Origin of the sequence: Tatumella sp. JGM118 (assembly GCF_018257515.1) — a bacterium.
GTDB classification, from domain to species: Bacteria; Pseudomonadota; Gammaproteobacteria; order Enterobacterales; family Enterobacteriaceae; genus Tatumella; species Tatumella terrea.
Genome location: NZ_JAERJR010000008.1, coordinates 38,969 through 57,745, shown reverse-complemented (window position 1 = coordinate 57,745; position 18,777 = coordinate 38,969). Strand labels below are relative to the sequence as shown.

At 52.6% G+C, this 18,777-nt stretch carries 9 protein-coding genes; 3 read left to right on the top strand and 6 right to left on the bottom strand.

Going from position 1 to position 18,777, the window contains the following annotated elements:
• Positions 1-5 precede the first annotated feature (5 nt).
• The 4 genes from JK223_RS09675 to JK223_RS09660 all read right to left on the bottom strand — a co-directional run bounded on the left by JK223_RS09675 (position 6) and on the right by JK223_RS09660 (position 11,299).
• Positions 6-248: a DinI family protein gene (locus tag JK223_RS09675; RefSeq protein WP_025903367.1), complete on the bottom strand. Its 243-nt coding sequence runs from the start codon at positions 246-248 to the stop codon at positions 6-8.
• Positions 249-489: 241 nt separating this feature from the next.
• On the bottom strand, positions 490-3,999 hold the full coding sequence (nifJ, locus tag JK223_RS09670) for a pyruvate:ferredoxin (flavodoxin) oxidoreductase (RefSeq protein ID WP_212713977.1): 3,510 nt from the start codon (positions 3,997-3,999) through the stop codon (positions 490-492).
• Positions 4,000-5,072: 1,073 nt separating this feature from the next.
• Positions 5,073-10,040: an RHS repeat domain-containing protein gene (locus tag JK223_RS09665; protein WP_212713976.1), complete on the bottom strand. Its 4,968-nt coding sequence runs from the start codon at positions 10,038-10,040 to the stop codon at positions 5,073-5,075.
• 83 nt (positions 10,041-10,123) lie between these two features.
• Positions 10,124-11,299 carry a hypothetical protein gene (locus JK223_RS09660; protein ID WP_212713975.1) on the bottom strand — a complete coding sequence of 392 codons (1,176 nt, stop codon included), beginning with the start codon at positions 11,297-11,299 and terminating at the stop codon, positions 10,124-10,126.
• A 920-nt stretch (positions 11,300-12,219) separates the two neighbouring features.
• Here JK223_RS09660 and efeU point away from each other — a divergent pair.
• Genes efeU through efeB form a run of 3 tightly spaced genes read left to right on the top strand, consistent with a single transcriptional unit; the run spans position 12,220 to position 16,300 of the window.
• A complete protein-coding gene (gene efeU / locus JK223_RS09655; RefSeq protein ID WP_212713974.1) occupies positions 12,220-13,797 on the top strand; it encodes an iron uptake transporter permease EfeU in 1,578 nt (525 codons plus the stop codon).
• A 10-nt stretch (positions 13,798-13,807) separates the two neighbouring features.
• Positions 13,808-15,031, top strand: a complete 1,224-nt coding sequence (gene efeO, locus JK223_RS09650) for an iron uptake system protein EfeO (protein WP_212713973.1) — start codon at positions 13,808-13,810, stop codon at positions 15,029-15,031.
• A 3-nt stretch (positions 15,032-15,034) separates the two neighbouring features.
• Complete coding sequence (gene efeB, locus JK223_RS09645) at positions 15,035-16,300, top strand: iron uptake transporter deferrochelatase/peroxidase subunit (RefSeq protein ID WP_212713972.1); 1,266 nt, start codon at positions 15,035-15,037, stop codon at positions 16,298-16,300.
• 279 nt (positions 16,301-16,579) lie between these two features.
• Here efeB and JK223_RS09640 read toward each other — a convergent pair whose 3' ends face one another.
• Entirely contained in the window at positions 16,580-16,906 is a 327-nt protein-coding gene (locus JK223_RS09640) for a hypothetical protein (RefSeq protein ID WP_212713971.1), read from the bottom strand.
• 865 nt (positions 16,907-17,771) lie between these two features.
• Positions 17,772-18,710 carry a LysR family transcriptional regulator gene (locus tag JK223_RS09635; protein ID WP_212713970.1) on the bottom strand — a complete coding sequence of 313 codons (939 nt, stop codon included), beginning with the start codon at positions 18,708-18,710 and terminating at the stop codon, positions 17,772-17,774.
• Positions 18,711-18,777: the final 67 nt, after the last annotated feature.

Sequence of the window (18,777 nt, the reverse complement as noted above, 5' to 3'; positions counted from 1 at the left end):
GGCGGCTAGTAGTCGCTGACCAGCCACATATCAGATTCTTCGAACATCTCTTCCAGCATACGGTTCAGCTTTTCACGATCACTTTTGCTGGCATCACTGTTGAGGCCATTTGCCTGCATCGGTTTGACCCGCACGCTGGCCTCCGGAAAAATTTTATGCACCCGGCGGGTCAGTTCTTCCAGGATAATCTCTTTCGCGTTTTCTAAACCTTCGACATTGCGCTTATCGTATACTAATTCCACAAACATGATCACTGCATCCGCTTACTGGTTATATAACCAGTAATTTAGCAGGAAATAGCAGCGTTAGCAGCTTTTTTATCCGTGCGGGCGGAAATAAAGACAGAAACGGGGATAGCGCCGGCACGGGAGGCCGGCGTTGGCATATCAGCGGCGGACGTCGCAAAAAAAACATGGGTTTTCGCAGCGACGCCGGTGTCCGCCTGCTGTGCTAAGACCCTGGGCCGTCTGAGGCAACGGCAGTCCGGCGCTATTTCTCAGCAAGTGTTGCCAGAAAATCATAGCGTCTTTGTAAATCTTCTGCCGCGTCTTTCCAAAGCTGTTCAGCGATTTCCGGCTGCTGCTGATTGAGACGCCGGAACCGCTGCTCATTGCCCAGCGTTTCTGCCAGTGCATCTGACGGAGGACGTGAGTCCAGGCTCAGTGGCGGCTTACCGTTTTCACTGCGACGCGGGTCGAAGCGGTACAGGGGCCAGAAGCCGGTGGCTGTCAGTTGACGCATCTGGTCATGGCTCAGTGCCAGATCATAGCCGTGCTCCTCGCAGGGACTGTAAGCGATAACCAGAGACGGTCCCGGATAGGCCTCTGCTTCCTGTATGGCTTTGACTGTCTGATTAAGCTGGGCTCCCAGCGAAATCTGAGCCACATACACATGTCCGTACATCATAATATTGACCCCGAGATCCTTGCGGGCCTTACGCTTGCCGTGCTCTCCGAACTTCGTCACCGCACCCAGCGGTGTCGCTTTTGACGCCTGCCCGCCGGTATTGGAATAACACTGCGTATCCAGTACCAGCACGTTGACGTTCTCATCCATGCTAAGCACATGGTCCAGTCCGCCATAACCGATATCATAGGCCCAGCCATCGCCGCCGATAAGCCAGACAGACTTATCCACCAGCGCATCCGCATCCCGTTGCAGTTCTGCTGCCAGCGGATCCTGCACCCCGTTGAGTGCTGCCTGCAGTGCGGTTATCTGCTCACGCCGCTGTTCTGTGTCCGCCGGTTGCTGTAATGCGGCAAATAATGTCTCCGGGACCAGCTTACGGCACTGGTCAAGTAAGCGTAACACCCGGTTTTTACGGTGATCGGTCGTCAGCCTGAACCCCAGACCAAATTCTGCGTTATCCTCAAACAATGAGTTAGCCCAGGCCGGTCCGCGCCCGTGACGATCGGTGGTATAGGGTGTGGAAGGGAGGTTACCGCCGTAAATTGATGAGCAGCCGGTGGCATTGGCAATCAATAGCCTATCCCCCCACAACTGTGTTAGCAGCTTGATATAAGGGGTTTCGCCACACCCGGAACAGGCTCCGGAATATTCCATCAACGGCGTCAGTAACTGTGACGTGCGTATATCAATCCGCTCCAGTTGCTGGCTCTGCATTTCCGGCAGTTGCAGGAAGAAATCAAAGTTTGTTTTTTCTTCGTCAGCATGTTCAAGGTGCGGTCGCATATTGATGGCTTTAATCTCCGGTTGCTGGCGATCTTTAGCCGGACACACCTCCACGCAGAGATTACAGCCGGTGCAGTCCTCCGGAGCCACCTGCAGAATATATTTCCGGCCACGCATATCCCGGGACTTAACATCCAGTGATTGCAGGGAGACCGGGGCCTCATCCAGCGCTTCCGGTGCGACCACTTTGGCCCTGATCGCCGCATGAGGGCAGGCAGCGACGCAGTGATTACACTGAGTACAGAGGTCTGGCTTCCAGATGGGAATGTCGCTGGCAATGTTCCGTTTTTCCCACTGCGTGGTGCCGGAAGGCCAGGTACCGTCGGGGGGTAGGGCGGAAACCGGCAGTTTATCCCCCAGACCGGCAAGCATGGCGGCAGTCACGGTTTTGACAAAGTCAGGCGCGGCATCAGAGACCACCGGCGGACGTGGCCTGCCTGCGTCAGAGACCGGCTGCAACGGAATTTCATGCAACGATCCCCGTGCCAGAGCGAGTGCCTGCCAGTTTTTTTCGACCAGTTCCTGCCCTTTGCTGCGATAACTGCGTTCGAGGGCCGCTTCCAGAGCCTGGCTGGCCTGCTCCTGCGGGATAACCCGGGTCAGACTGAAAAATGCCATCTGCATGACCGTATTAATACGCGCCCCCAGCCCGCACTGCCGGGCTATTTTCGCTGCATTAATGGTAAAGAACCTGGCCTGCCGTTCGTTCAGCACACTCTGAACTTCCCGGGGCAGGGTCTGCCAGACGCTTTCCGGGGGATGCGGTGTGTTCAAAAGAAAAATCCCGCCGGGGCTGAGGTGCTCCGCCATCGGATATTTATTCAGAAACTGAGGCTGATGGCAGCCGACAAAACCGGCCTGACGGATCAGATACGCTGAACGGATAGGATGCTCACTGACCCGTAAATGAGAAACGGTCAGCCCGCCGGCTTTTTTGGAGTCATAAACAAAATACCCCTGGGCATAACTGTCAGTATTTTCGCCGATGATTCGGATATTATTTTTGGTGGCAGAGACACTACCGTCACTGCCCAGCCCGTAGAATAGCGCTTCCATCTGCGCCAGCGAAGGCGGACGTTTTTCAGGTAATGGCAGTGAAAGACGGGTGACATCATCATAAATACCAACGGTAAAACGGGGTTTCGGGGACGCTTTTTCCAGTTCACTGAAGATAGCCAGTACGCATTCCGGGTCAAATTCTTTAGAGGACAGTCCATAGCGGCCCCCGGAAATGCGTGGCAGTACCTGGCGTTCACCACGGCTGACCGCATCTGCCAGCGTGCTGATAACATCCAGACAAAGAGGCTCGGCGGGCGCACCCGGCTCTTTCGTCCTGTCCAGCACGGCAATCGTGCGCACAGTGTGAGGCAGTTTTGCCAGCAGATGTGCGGCAGAGAAGGGACGATATAAGCGGACCTTCAGCACGCCGACTTTCTCTCCCCGGCCCAGTAACAGGTCGGTGACCTCTTCACAGGTACCGCCCGCCGAACCCATGATGATAATGACCCGTTCGGCCTGCGGATGACCATAATAATCGAAGGGCGCGTAGTGGCGGCCGGTGAGTGAGGCAAACTGCTGCATGGTCTCTTCCACATGTCCGCAGACGGCGTCATACCAGGGGTTGGTGGCTTCACGGGACTGGAAGTAGGTGTCCGGGTTGGCGGATGTCCCGCGGATCACCGGCCGCTCAGGGTTAAGACCTCTGGCCCGATGTTCATTTATCGCCTGTTGTGGCAGCAGGGTTTTCAGCGTTTCATCGCTTAGCGGGATAATCTTGTTCAGTTCATGAGAGGTCCGGAATCCGTCGAAAAAGTGGATAAACGGCACCCGACTCTTCAGCGTTGCGGCATGCGAGATAATGGCAAAATCCTGTGCTTCCTGCACACTACCGGCACACAGCATAGCGCAACCGGTTTGCCTGACCGCCATGACATCTGAATGGTCACCAAAGATGGAGAGCGCATGCGTGGCCACCGTTCTGGCCGCCACATGCAATACAAAAGGCATCAGCTGGCCGCCCAGTTTATACAGGGTGGGGATCATCAGTAATAATCCCTGAGAGGACGTAAAGGATGTTGCCAGCCCGCCGGTCTGTAATGCGCCATGAACGGTACCGATGGCTCCGGCTTCTGATTGCATCTCCACCACCCGTGGAATATCTCCCCAGAGATTACGCTTACCGTGACCTGACCAGGCATCTGCCTGTTCTGCCATCGCAGAACTGGGGGTGATCGGGTAAATACCAATAATCTCACTGCATTTAAACGCGACTGCCGCGACCGCGCTGTTGCCATCTGTTGTTATCATTGCTCACCTGAAAATGTGTCATTATTTTTCAGGATCGTATCCCGCGCTCATTAAGACGTGTTTTAAATCGTGCTATCAGTGTGGACTCGGGTGCGATCGTCTTCAAAGAACGGTTGGCGCGTAGCCAGCTGGCCGGTATCACATAATGCACAGGGACAGGGACAGGGACAGGGACAGGGACAGGGACAGGGGCAGGGGCAGGGGAGGATTCGGGTAATGGCGGGGGATATCCGTGACGTTTCGGCGACAGGTTACGGTCGGAGACTTGTGAGCCTGGCTGCGGGAGCTCCGTACTCTTTGTAACGCGTCCGGATGTCATCGCTGGTTTCGTGGATCGCCGGCTCACGGGCAGACATCTTTCACAGTGCGACCGGCTTCAACAGACTGCAGAACAGTGATCAATGGGGGTTCAGTCAATCGGGCTTCACGCTTAGCGATCTCCTGCGGGGGATATCGGTAAGATGTCAGAAGACTTTAGCCACCCGAAGGGGCAGTGAAGAAAAACGGCTGGCAATCCGGTGAATATCAGAGGAGACATGACTTCGCCATGTATTACCTCCAGCTTCGTTGTCCGGGTTCTGTCTGATGGAATCCTCACTTTTTTACCCTCGCATTCCGGATAGATCCTGCCTTAAGCTGCTATTATTAATGAATTTTTCAGTCACTGGCTATCTGATTCAGGCGTTATTCTGGCTGTCTCTGTTTCGCCAGACGTCGAACCTTATTTCGAAAATTAGCCACAGTTAATGGCACCCCTGCTGCACTGTTCAGATACGGGGGACCGGTGGTGGCCTGTTTAAGAAGGGGGGAATCTGGCTGTTCTCAAAACGTGAATATTTCGAAAAACAGCCACAGCTGTTGACTGGTTCTCTGTACTGTTCAGAAACGAGGGACCGGCTGCGGCCTGTTTTAAACGGGTGTAAATCGGGTTGCCGGTAAATGTGAACGTTGCATAGACATCCCCCTGCATCAGGTTGCAGAAAACTCCGCTTAAGAGCGCGCCCCGATTCAGGGGGATGACCTGCGACGTTATCAGATTTTATCGTTTCCTCATAAAACAGGCCGGTACAACGTTATACTACCTTTGGATAAAATGTCCTCGGAGCAGATCTATGCAAATCCATGCCGAAGCATCTTCGCAGGTCATCGTTGCTCAGACTGGCTTTAATAGTATATTTCTGATTTTGCATATATTTTAGATTGGATGCGCTTACCTCGTTTTTAGAATATCCAATCACAGGCCTTCCTAATTCATCCGCAAGTGCCTGTGCAGCTTGTTTTTTCGCATAACAGCTGACTAAATGTACTGGCCCGGATCTTCCACTGCTTGCATATAAATCAACATTGAGATCCCTCTTCATATCTGATGCCAGTCTGGCCGGCGTCATCCACCGGGTATTTCTGGTGTCTGCGAATTTCACCCCCGAAGGTTTTACAGAAACTTTTGTTCCAACGAGTAATCTCCCGTCTTTACTACCATGAATCAGGAACGCATCTTCCCCTGTCCCTCTGAAACTATTGGTATACCCGAGGGGAAACTCATTACCATTGACAAGGTCCACATCTAAAATCATCCTGATGCCTTCGATCCTCTGAGTCTTCACTCTTTTTATCCCCCCTTTAAGCCCGGCCGCCAGCCCGGCCGCCAGTCCGGTCGCGCCCAGCCCCAGTGATACCCATCCTAATATTGCTGATTCCCGGGGGTTTTTATCCTCTACTGCGCCGCTCGCAATACCGGTCACGTCAGCGACAACCCCCGCAGTTCCCAGTGTCAGCGCCATTGCCGACGCTGAACCTATTGCCGCTGTCACCGCATTCGCTGTTGATACTGCCGCCCCGGTCTCAAGTGTTGTCGTCAACGCTAGCGCGATGGATGTCGCCGTCACCGAAAGACCTGCCGTGACCGCTGCCCCCAGTAACCCCAGAATACCCAGGCCTATGCCCAGTCCTCCCATCCAGCTCATATGCCCGGTAGGATCGGTAAAGTTGATGGGATCACCCGCGCAGTAGGCATAGGGGTTAATCCCTCCTGTGTCAAACGGGCTCAGGCTGTCCGGACAGTGGAAGCGCATCAGCACCGGATTATAGGCCCGGTAGCCGTTCCCCAGAGAGTAACAGCCACTCAGCGGATCGATCCGCTCACCATTAAAACCGGTCAGTAAATTGACAGCATCACCGCTACCATAGGGGGACCAGCCGTGCAGTTGTACTTCTTCAGCCCCGCGACGTGACCATACCGGACTATCCTTATGATCCACGGCCGTCAGTGTGGTCCCATGATTGTCGTTTATGCCCAGGCTGGTGTGCCCGTTTTTCAGCAGCCGGATTTCCCGCCCCTGTTCTGTGAGCACTTCATTCACCCGTTCACTTCCCCGGTAATAGAGCTGGCGGGTATCCCCGATGCTGACTTGCTGGCTGATGAGCTTATTCAGCGCATCGTAGCCGTAAGTCCCTGAGCCTTTATCATTATCACTTATCCCGATCAGACGCCCTGTTGCGTCATAGGTCAGCGTTCGTGCCGCCTCGTCTTTTATCATCCGCCCGCAGGCGTCGTATTGCAGATCAATGACCTGCGGATAGGCAGGGTGGGTGTGCGTCACCCGGGAAAGTTGCATCGGATCCCGCTTATTCTGATAATGGAATGTCGCGATATCCGTGGTGCCGTCTGCCAGAGTGGTGACGACTTCGGTCAGATTGTTCAGTGCATCATATTGATAGGTTTGGGCAGCCAGCAGATAGCCGTAAGCATCCGGCGGCGGCATGCTTCCGCTGACGGTATAGCGGGTCAGCCGGTTGCGGCTGTCATAATCATACTGTTCATCTTTCAGTATTGTCCCCGCCTGCCGGGTCAGTCGCGTACTCATCAGCCCGTTCAGCAGCCAGGTCTGCTCCACGGTCAGTGTATTGCCGGCGTCATCCGTCAGTGTGCGTGTAATTTCCTTGTTGAAGTCATCATAGGTCAGTCGGGTAGTCAGAGACGTACCGGCAACAGGGTCACTCACAACCTGAGTGGTCAGCCTTTTCATGGCGTCGTAGTCCAGAGTCACCGTCAGGCTGTCATCGGTTATCCCCGTGATCATGCCATACTCATTGTGTTTATAACGGGTTTGCCTGCCTGTGACATCGGTATAGGCTAACGCCTCTCCGGTTAAGGTGCTTATATAGTCGGCCTGGCGTGGGTTATCCTGCCGGATAAATCGTTCCTGTTTAAGATTTCCTGAGCAGTTCCATATGTTCACATCTTCCGTATCGCCCTCTGTTGCCTTCAGCAAGTCACCGGTCAGGGGATCGTATTCAAATTTTTGTGTGAGTCCTCCGGCCGTCAGACTGGCCACCGCATCACTCAGCTCCGGAATGTAGGTATAAAGCAGGGTCTCTCCTGATGGCAGGGTCACCTTAGATGGCACCTGAGAAGCGTCATTGTAGTCATACGTGGTTATCCGCCCGCCGACAGCTTCCTGCGTGAGGCGGCCCAGACTGTCATATTCCCGCGTGCCCACTGTCCGGGTCTGTGTCTCCCCGGTATCGTCCGGGCCGGTTATCCGGATAAGGGTGACCTGGCTGTCACTGAGATGCGCGGCATACTCCCGTTCGATTATCGTGCCATCGGCTAATTCACGACGGGCTTCCCGGCCGAAGTTATCGTAGTCATACCGGGTGATATTGCCACGCTCATCTTCCTCCTCCCGTAACCGGTTCAGCCCGTCATAGACATACTTCTGCACCCCTTGTTCAGCGCCCGCGGCGTCCTGCATCTCTTTACGTACCGGAAGCTGTGATTGACTGTCCAGGATGGTTATCGTGCTGCCACTGACCGTCTGGTTTTCTGTCGCACCGCCCTGGGAGTACTGTCGGGTAACCAGCTGAACAGGATTTGTTTCCGTGAGTAGTCGGGTGTGGTCTGAGAAGGACAATTGCGACTGGTTCCCCCAATGGTCATATCCGGCGCTGACCTTCACGACGAAATTTTCGGGTGTGTCTGTGCCCGTCGTCTTCCAGTCCTGTCCTGCGCCGGTCTGATATTGCCCCAGTGCATTGTACTGCCTCGAGATAATATCAAACCACCGTTGGGTATTGTCTGTGTCGAATCGTTGCTCGCTGATATCCCGCCCACTGCCATCAAAGTGATACCGTACCTGATTACCGACGGCATCTTTCCCGGTGGTGGCGGGACCGTCTTTATCAATACTATATTCCCAGCGATAGGTATTTTCATAAAGGGTGCCACTGGCCATCGTTCTGGTCAGCGGTCTGCCCAGCAGATCATAGGTATGCACTGTCGTCACACTCTGTGCATCCGTTTCGCTGAACACCAGACCGGATAAGGCAGATTGCGTGCGTCGGGAGGTAGCAGTCAGCCCGTCATGGCCGGTAAACGTTATCGTCTGATCTATCAGACCGTTGCTGACATGGGTCACAAAATCCTGCCGGCGGGTATAGGACTGTTGCTGGTCATAGTTGACGTCAACCAGTGCGGTGATCCGCCCAAATTCACTACTTTTACTGTCCGTATTATAAGCGGTCGTGCGTACTGACAGTTTTACAGCCCCGTTAAAGAGGGCCTGGGAGGTTTGAACAATATAATCCGTATCGCCCAGCAGACCATAGGTAAAGGTCTTTGTTTGTTGCGATGCGTCATCATAATCACTACTGCGGGGCGTGGTTACCGCACTTTTCAGAAAACGTACAAAACCGTTAAGTGCGGGCGGGCAGTTATCCCCGTCACCCTCCGCCGGATAGAACTCATAGACCGTCGTCGTGCCATCAGGGGACTTAAGGCGCACGGGGTTCCCCTGGTCATCAAACTCAGTCAGGGTTATTTCTGAACGGGACTGTTCTCCCTCAGGAAGTGACGTGTCTGTCCAGGTGGTCGTCTGCGTTGCTGGCATCTGAAACTGAGGCGGCTGGGCATCAATGAAGTATCCCTCTTGAGCGTAATATGTCGTCAGAGTCTGATGTATGCTGCTCCCGCGGGTCACGGTTTCCGCGATCTGCAGGTGATAGTTATTGTAGGTTCGCTCGGTGATGACGTGGGTATCGCCATCTGAAAGGGTTTCCGTAGAGCCATACTGGTAGTCCGTTAGCGTGGTATAGATGTAATCGCTGTCCGGATCCCAGTCACCGAAATTTCCGTTATAACCCAGAAAATTTTCGGTTGTATAGGCAAATTGCCGTAGTGTATCTGGCTGACCTGCGCCAGGGCTACGGATATGGGTGATAACCGCCGGCAAACGACCGGTGATGCCGTAGGCCTCCGGGTACATTAAGCCGTTTATCTGACTGTATTGCACCTCATCAGTCATGCCGGTCGGGTAAGTGACTCCGGTCAGCAACAGGTTTTGTGAGCCGTCGACGTTGTCGTAACTAAAATACCAGTCCAGGCTTTCGTCCTCTGAAATCTGGCGGGTCAGAGTGTCAAGCTGTGTGTTATTGAGGAACCCGAGCACGACCCGGTATTCTTCGTCAGTGTCCGGCCAGACGATTATCTCTGTGGTATTGTTATACCCGATACTGCACAGGGGAGTCGTTTCATCGTTGATCTGCGTCAGCAGTGGATACTGACCGCTCCAGCCCCAGTCGAGCGTAAGTGTCCGGCCCAGTGGGGAGATAATCCGGGTCGTAACAAAACTGTTCTCTGCCACAAAGGACAATCGTTCCTGTTTGCCCTCTTTCCAGATAACGGTATAGCCGTCAGCATCGTCCTGTCCGTTGGTGTAGGAAAAGCGAAAGTTTTTGAGCCGCTGATTACGAACGGTGTCTGAACCCGGTGCTACGCGGTATTTTTCGCCATTGCTGAGTTCCAGCAGGTTAGTGCGGTTATCGAACTGCGTTAGTCCGACAGAGAAACCACGGCCAAAACCGTAATTGTTGTTATTCAGGGGAGAATAACTGAGTATCAGGGACACGTCGGGTCCCATCAGATGGTTGCCGGTCAGGGTAGCCACCGGGAAATTCACAGTAAACTGACCTGTACGTACATCAACGTCCGTCTGCAGGGCGCTAATAAAATTTCCGCTCTGCGTGGAGAAATTTTCGTTCATATAAACCTCATTTCTCTTTTGTATAAAGTCGTGGTTACAGACAGGTAAACTAAATCTGTAATGTGAAGTGCACTCTATTAAGTTCAGGCGTTAACATGTAAGGACGGCCAGGAGGAATCGTCGACCGTGATGGAGACAGTTCCCGAATTACCATATTCATCCGTCACATGAACACGGATATCTTTTCCGCTGTCTGACCAGTTCTGCTGATAAGCATCATTTCGCGGGGTGCGGTGATTACAGATACGCACGGTAATCACGCCATCGGGCAAATCTTCTTTCCAGTAATGGCGGGAATCATTCTTGCCTATCGTGTAATAATAATTTTCACCCCCGCATCGGGTATGAATACGGTTATCACCAAGCAGACCATATTCTTTTCTGTTAACAAAGATAAAGGTCGCATCATAATTTCCACCCCCCACTCCCCAGACGGTATCGCATCCGCCACCGGCCAGATTGAAACCGGCACCGACAGTCGGGGATAACACATTCATTTTAATGAATTTAAAATTTTCCTGTGCAGGACTTATTACCGCTGTCGCTTTGCTGCTCGTTCCTTCATAGTTATTGTAAGTAATCCCTGCCCAGTTATTATGAATAACCAGCATATCGCCAACGACGGTATGAAACGATTGAAAAGAGGTCGTATTATTATCTAACCTGACATTTTTACTCAGGCTGTAGTCGATGCTCTCCAGGGCCCTGACATGAACAAATGACGGTGCTTTAAATACCGAACCCCCGTTTCCTCCCGGTGAGTTATGCGTGCTGGTGCCATATTCCGTAGTATTAAATTCACCCACGCCAGGAATATTTATACCCACACCGATATCAAGTCCGGAAGATAACTTGCTGGCCGAAATATAGAAGATCACATTAGAGGAATTATCTTTTGTCGGTGGTTGTGGATTGTTTTTTATATCGTGTTGTGGATCATTTAATGCAGAGCCAAAGTTTACCGGGTCTGAATATCCCTTATCCACCGCGGAGTAAATCCAGGGGGGGTTGTAAGAAGGTTGCGTTCCTCGCCAGTTTAACTTTTCTCCTGTCTGATAATTGATCAGGTGCGTTTTATCCTCGAGTTCATCATAAGGGATATTCAGTGGCTTATTATCCTTACCAATCACAGTGACACGAACAGCAACAGCAACCTGATTATTACCGTTTCCATAAATGGTGGCGTTTTTTGCCGCTGAGTTTTTCTCAAACTTAATTTCGAGGACCGAAAGTCTGTAAAAATCATTCCATACACTCATATAATCACCTTTTCGCGGGAACATGCTTATCACGCCTTTTGCGGAATTGGATACCAGGGTTCCTTAAGGCGCTTCGGTTTAACCCTGCTTCTTCCTGCATCCGGATAAAGTGATAAATGGTGTATGCAGAGGCAGACAAGCTAAAGGTTGTTCAAATACTATCCTTGCTGGTTGAATTTTGAACAGTGGGAATAAGCACCACAATCTACCCGTCTAAACAGGATTGACTGAAACCCGATACCTGTTTTTAGGTGCCGGCAGAGGATAGTGGCACAGTGTGTAAAGGTTGAATTGATCGACATTTCCGGAAGGAAAGGATAGAAATAGCAGGGTGAAAGCATGGGCTATCCCTGCCTGTTGATGCGGCAAACGGAAGTTTCTGCGGGGCGACTCCGCATTCTTCTCTGTCGGGGCAACAGAGTGTTATCGCCTTATCTTTGAAGAGCCACCGTAACACGTCAGACGCTGTCCGGGACGGCAGGGCAGTCGCAGCTGAAGTATCGCTGTCTGCTTCCTTCACGCTGAAATGTTTCCCTGATGTTTATTACTCACAAACCTTGCCAATGAGACAACATTCTCCCCGAACGACTCAACAGCTTCAGCGTTAGCGTTACTCTGTCAGCGACCGGACCGGTAACGGGTCTGCAGTTAATCATACGGCCGATGGCGACCCCGGAATTTTCAGTGCTAATGTCAAAAAGATGCTCTGACATACATCCCCCCGGTATTTACTCAAATACATCTGAATTTTCTGCCATCCAGCGATAAAGAAGGTCATGCTGGAGATCGCGGGTTATACCGTGCCTGTATCATAAATTTACATAATTAATTATTAATTCATGTTTACTTACCCTGAATCAGGTATGAGAATGATAGTAGTTACTATTATCATTTAATGCCATTTGGGCAGGGTATCACTGGTGTTAGCCACTCTTGTCATAGCCTTACGCGAAGGGCTGGAAGCAGCCTTAATCGTCGGTATCATTGCCGCATTCTTACGTAAAAACGGTAAAAGCCTGTACGCCATGTGGGTGGGGGTACTGCTGGCGATAGCCCTCTCATTGCTGGTGGGGGTTGGCCTGAGCCTGACCGAACGTGCTCTGCCGCAGGCCAGCCAGGAAGCGATGGAAGCCGTAATCGGTCTGGTGGCGGTCTTTTTTGTTACCGGTATGGTGATGTGGATGAACAATCATGCCCATGAGATCAAGCGTCATCTGGAAAGTGAAGCGGCTGACGCTATCCGGCAATCCAGTGCACTGGCGCTCGCCGGCATGGCCTTTCTGGCCGTACTTAAAGAAGGGTTCGAAACCAGTGTTTTCCTGCTGGCGACCTTCTCGGTCGCACAGTCAGCAGCCCTGGCAGCGACCGGTGCGGTCCTGGGGCTGATCCTCGCGGTCGCGATTGGCTGGGGCATTTATATCGGCGGAGTCAGACTCAATCTTGGTCGTTTCTTCCGTTATACCGGGTTGTTTCTGATCCTCGTCGCGGCAGGGCTGATTATCAGTGCGTTACGCAGTGGACATGAAGCCGGCTGGCTGAATATCGGTCAGCAACGTGTCGTTAATCTTAGCCCGCTGATCCCGCCGGGGTCTGTCCGCTCGGCATTAATCACCGGGGTGCTCGGTATTCCGACCGATCCACGACTGCTTGAGGTCTGCGGGTGGGGGATTTACATCGTACTGACGGGGGTTCTGGTGTTCTGGCCACGTCATCTGCGTCCCGGGGCAAAACGGCTCAGTAAATTGCTCTTTGTCACGACCGGCGTATTACTGGTTGCCGCCGCCGTCCTGCACTGGCGTACTCCCGACAGCAGCATCCGGCTGCCGGCCACCGCACCCTTGCAGGAAGGGGGAACGGTAACACTGCAGCCTCAGGCGACAGGGGGCTACCGTTTAGCGGTCAATGCCGGGCAACAGGCCCGCGTAACCTATATCCTCGCTGCGGATCAGCAGCAAACGATGGTACAGCAGGGGGTAACATTGCAGCAGTGGAGCCTCAGCACTCAACCGCCGGTCACTGATCTGCCAGCTACCCTGACGCTGGATCAGGTGCTGGCACTGTCCGGTAACCGTATTCCCGTCGGGCTGGGTCCGGCACAACATCCGGGCCCGTATCACGTCAGCTGGCGTGTTAACTGCACACTGGACGCTGAAACCGTCAGTGATGCGCTTTACCGTGCCACCGCCCGGGAAACCACCCTGATGACGCTCTCCGGCGGCGGTTTATTATCACCGCGGACGTTTTCGGTACGCGCAGCGATGCCGCAGACGGGATGTCACTGGCAACTGGCGGAAAGCTGGCACAGCGCGGTAGATAGTGCCTTACAAAAAGCACAACAGACTTATCAGCGTCATCTTTTTCTGGCTATCGAGCTACCGATCATGCTGGTACTGATGGCGTTTATTACCTTTGTGCTGGCATTGCGCCGTCTTGCGGATGCCCGCAAGACAAATGACACACTGCATACCGGTCATCCTTCATTCTCTGAACATAAGTAAAGGGCCTTTTATGATCAACTCCATGTTTAAAAAGAAAGAGTCAGTTCTGGCATCGGCTGTCGTTTCAGCACTGTTGCTGGTTTCGCTGGAAGCCACGGCTGCGGGCGGTGTCGCTCCGGTCGCTAAAGGCGTTTCACAGGTCAATATCACATTAACCGGTGCGGAAGGCGGCACCTGTGTGGTCGACCATACCAGCGCTAAAGCAGGCCCGGTCACGTTTACGGTGGTTAACAAGACAGCGACCGCCATTACTGAACTTGAACTGCTGAGTGATAATCGCATTCTCGGTGAAAAAGAGAACCTGGCGCCGGGACTGCCGGCCGGTAAATTCACCCTGACGCTGGATGGCGGTAAATATCAGATTTATTGCCCTGGCGCAAAACAGGAACTGATCAATTTTACCGTCACCGGTAAAAGTGCGGCGAAAGCGACCGGCAGCACGGCTGACCTGCTGAAGCAGGGGACGGATGGCTATGCGACCTACGTGAACGGCGTGGTGGATGCGATGGTAGTGGCGGTGAATCAGCTGAAAGCCGATATTGATGCCGGTGATCTGGAAAAAGCGAAAGCGCAGTATGCCAAAGCACGCCCGTTCTATGAACGTATTGAATCGGATGTCAGTGGGTTTGTCCTGCCAGGCTTTAAAGCGACGGACAACGCCGGTAACCTCGATTATCTGATCGATATGCGCGCTTCTAACCAGGATCCTAAGGTGGGCTGGCACGGTTTCCACGCCATTGAACGTGATCTGTTCGGCGAGGGTAAAATCACCGATAACACCAAAAAACTGGCGGCAGAACTGCAGCAGAACGTCACCCGGCTGGATAGCCTCACCAAAGGGCTGACCTATAAACCGGAAGATCTGGCTAACGGGGCCGCCGATCTGCTGGAAGAAGTTCAGAGCAACAAAATCAGCGGTGAAGAAGAAGCCTTCAGTCACATTGATCTGGTGGACTTTGCCGGTAACGTCGAAGGCGCACAACAGGCGTTTGAATTCCTGAAACCAGGACTGAATAAAATTGACCCTGATCTGACCCGCAGGGTAGAAGCGCAATTTACTAACGTGAACAAACTGCTGGACAGCTATCGCGATGGTAAAATTGCCGGCGGATACCGTTACTATACCGCGGAAGTGAAGGCGGCAGATGCGGCCAGACTGAGTAAAGCAGTGCAGGCATTGCAGGAACCGCTGTCTAAAATTGCGGAAAAAGTTGCCACAGCCGGAGGCGCGTGAGTGATGAAAGATAAACAGAATACGGAGCGCGACAAGACGAATGTCTCCCGCCGTCATCTGTTAAAAGGGGCGGTGGCCGGTGCGCTGGCCATGCCTGGCCTGGCTACGGCACACAATGCGACGGTTGCGAAAGCCGAACCTGAAGATCAGGTCGATCTTTCGCGGCAACATGCGTTTTATGGTAAGGGCGGACAGGCGGGGGTGACCACCACACCTCAGCGTCATGTGATGTATATGACGTTTGATATGACCAGTCAGAACCCGCGGGACCTGCAGATCCTGCTGGCCCGCTGGTCAGCAGCTATCGCGCAGATGATGGCAGGGGAAATCATTGGTCAGGTAGAGCCTGTCCGGAACAGCGGTATCGGAATGGATACCGGTGAAGCCCTGGATCTGGGGCCGGCGTCACTGACCGTTACCGTCGGGTTGGGACCGGGGATTTTCACGGAGACTTACGGACTGGCAGACAAAAAGCCCGCGCTGATGCGCGAGCTGGTGCAGTTGCCGAGTGATAACCTGCAATCGGCGTTTACCGGAGGCGATCTGTCATTGCAGGCCTGTGCGGATGATCCTCAGGTGGCTTATCACGCCATCCGTAACCTGGCCAGGATAGCGAAAGATACAGGGGCGGCCGCGACACGCTGGTCGGTACTGGGGTTTGGTCGTGCCTCCGCAGGCAAAAATCAGAGCACTCCCCGAAACCTGTTTGGCTTTAAAGATGGTACCCGTAACCTGACCGAACCGACAGATTTTAAGAAATTTGTCTGGATCAACGACGGCGGACCGGCCTGGCAGCAGCAGGGAACCTATCAGGTGGTACGCAAAATTAAAATGCATATTGAAAACTGGGACACGGATCGTGTCAGTGATCAGAATGCCGTGTTTGGCCGCCATAAGGTCTCCGGTGCCCCCCTGAGCGGTGAAAAGGAGTTCGATACGCCGGACTTTCATCAAAAGGACAGTGAGGGTGCGCCGGTGATCCCGGTAACCTCACATATCAGTCTGGCGGCCCACGAGAATAATCAGGGTATCCGCATCCTGCGCCGTTCATATAACTACACTGACGGTATTAATAAACTGGGCATGCTGGATGCCGGACTGTTGTTTATCAGCTATCAAAAAGACCCTGCCAGCTTTGAAGCACTGCAGACCCGCCTCGGGGCGGCGGATGCCCTGAATGAATATATCTCACATATCGGGTCCGGTATCTTTTTCGTCCCGCCGGCCCCCCCTGAAGGTGACTATATTGGTTCACAACTCTTCAGCTAAGTTAACCGCCTGACCGTTTCTGCAAGGTGACGGGTGACAGGCAGGCATAGCCCGGTCAGGGCTGCTTTACAGGGTCTCTGCAATGAGGCCCTGTATTCTCTGTTTACTCCGGGTATTAAGCAGACCAGCATCTGTCAGGCGGCGGCAGGTCAAAACGGATGGCGGGTAACGCGTCTTGCCGGAATAAAGGTGATACAGGGCGCCAGCAGACTTCCACGGGAAGGCACTCTGTGATGACGTTTCTGCTGAAGGCGGGAAAATCATAACAGACCATATTTATTATAATGAGCGACCATGTTTTTTCATAAACCGGTATGCTTTACAGGCTGGTTTTAACGGGATAAAAACATACAGAATTCCAAAGAAAAACAGAAAGGCTATGGAACTGAGAATGGTGTTTTGCTGATTGTTATAGCAGAAACTATAGATCAGTCCCGCAACAGACATCAGGATAATCACCATTGAAATAATAAATCTTATCTTAAGCTGAGATAATAACCAGCAATAGGGATTTCCCTCTTTTTCTGCATGCCGGCGTAGCATGAGTATTTCTTTTCCGGTAAAGCCTTCGTTCCGCAGAAGCTGTTCTGTCTGTAACTTATTCATATCCATGATCCGTGGCAGCATAAATATTTTAGATAATGTTAACCGATAAGCTGTGCAGAGTTTAACCGCGAAACTCAGCTTGCCGGTTATGATATTAACTAAACTTCAATGAGTTACCTTTTTCAGTGTCGGGGTGGTTATTCTGAGTGCAATTCATAGTCTGTCTTATTCCGGTTAAGGATGACTACTGGATTTTTGTCTGAAATATTCGTCATCCAGAAAAAATCCTATTAACAGGATCTATCCTGTTAATTTTCAGGTATAAAATATAATTTTATTACCTCTGTAATAAACCCTCTGGTTCACAGATCAAACAAAGAGTTTTTCTCCTCTGCCATCCTGTGACGCCGATAATCCGGGTTGACACTTATTCAGCGGAATTAACTGCTGAACTTGCGGTGATACTCCCGGTTACCGGAAAACAGAGACTGGTAATGAAAATATGTTCCGGTCTCAGCCCACCGACGCTATATTCTCCCTGACCCTGACCCTGACCCAGACCCTGACCCAGACCCAGACCTTTAACCTCTGATCCCGACGCGAATTCTAATACCCACCCGGATAAGCCCCGCCGGCCATACAACAGAGTACCCGTATTAGAGTCATTGATAACGTGGTGCATTTATCTGTGGCGCAGACTATTTATCGGCGATATTGGCCGGCAGGTCAGACAATTTCTCTTCGGCTTTTGCAATAGGTCACCAGCCGGTTTCAGAAGGGGGACGCAGCTGCCGGGGATACCCGAAAGAGGGAAAACGGCTGAAACCGTGCTTTCATCGCCCCGATAAGGATCAAGGAGAAGGGCGATGACAGCACGCCGCATCGCGGGAAGGGAACCATGGCATCGTGCGGCGAAGGTAGCGGGTCATCCCGGGATCTGCCAGTACAGGGGGGTACCGAATAATGCCAGGTAATAGTCAATCACGGCCCGGATATTTAGCGGAGGGTGACGGGATCCCGGGTAAATGGCGGCAATAGACTGAGGCTCGGTGGCGATCGAGGCGGTAAAACCTGGCAGCAACGCTTTCAGTTCACCGGTCTGCAACTTGTCACCTATCAGCCAGTCCGGAAATAGCACAATGCCCATTCCCTGTAATGCGGATATCAGCAGGGTTTCTGCATTGTTAGAGGTGAGTAACGGCGATACCGGAAAATGGACCCATTCCTCCTCCGGGCGACGAAATAACCAGCGGTTAGGGCCGGAGGAACCCCGATAGAGCAGGCAGTGATGGTCAGTCAGGTCTTCCGGAGATTGCGGCAAGGGGTGATTGCGTAAGTATTCCGGAGAGGCTGCCAGATGAAAGCGTTGAGTGCCGAAAATACGGACATGGCACGAAGAATCAGAGAGGGTTCCGATGCGAAAAATAACATCGGCGGCGTCCCGGTGCGGGTCAATATAATCATCGGTCAGAACAAGCTCAATCTTCAGTCGCGGATACAGGGCTGACAGACCGGCAAGCCCCGGGGCGATATGACGCTGACCGAAAAAGACAGGCGCATTAATACGGACCAGTCCTGAAGGCTCGCGTGTCCTTTCCTCCATGAGCCGTCGTGCATCCTCCAGTTGCTGCAAGGTCTGTCGGACCGATTCAGCAAACAGGCGGCCGTTTTCGGTCGGGATAATGGCACGGGTATTACGGTAAAAAAGTTGCTGCCCCAGACTGTCTTCTAACTGATGGATGATGCGCGACACCTGAGAAGGAGAAATACCGTGCCGTCGGGCGACCTCAGAGAAGTTCAGAGCCTCGCAGACTTCAATAAATAACTTGAACGCACGCAGACTGATGTCGTCGGGATGATTCATTAATGCATATCCTGCACAGGTGTTTATCTCACTATAGCATTTTTCTCACTAACGGCCTGCGGTAACC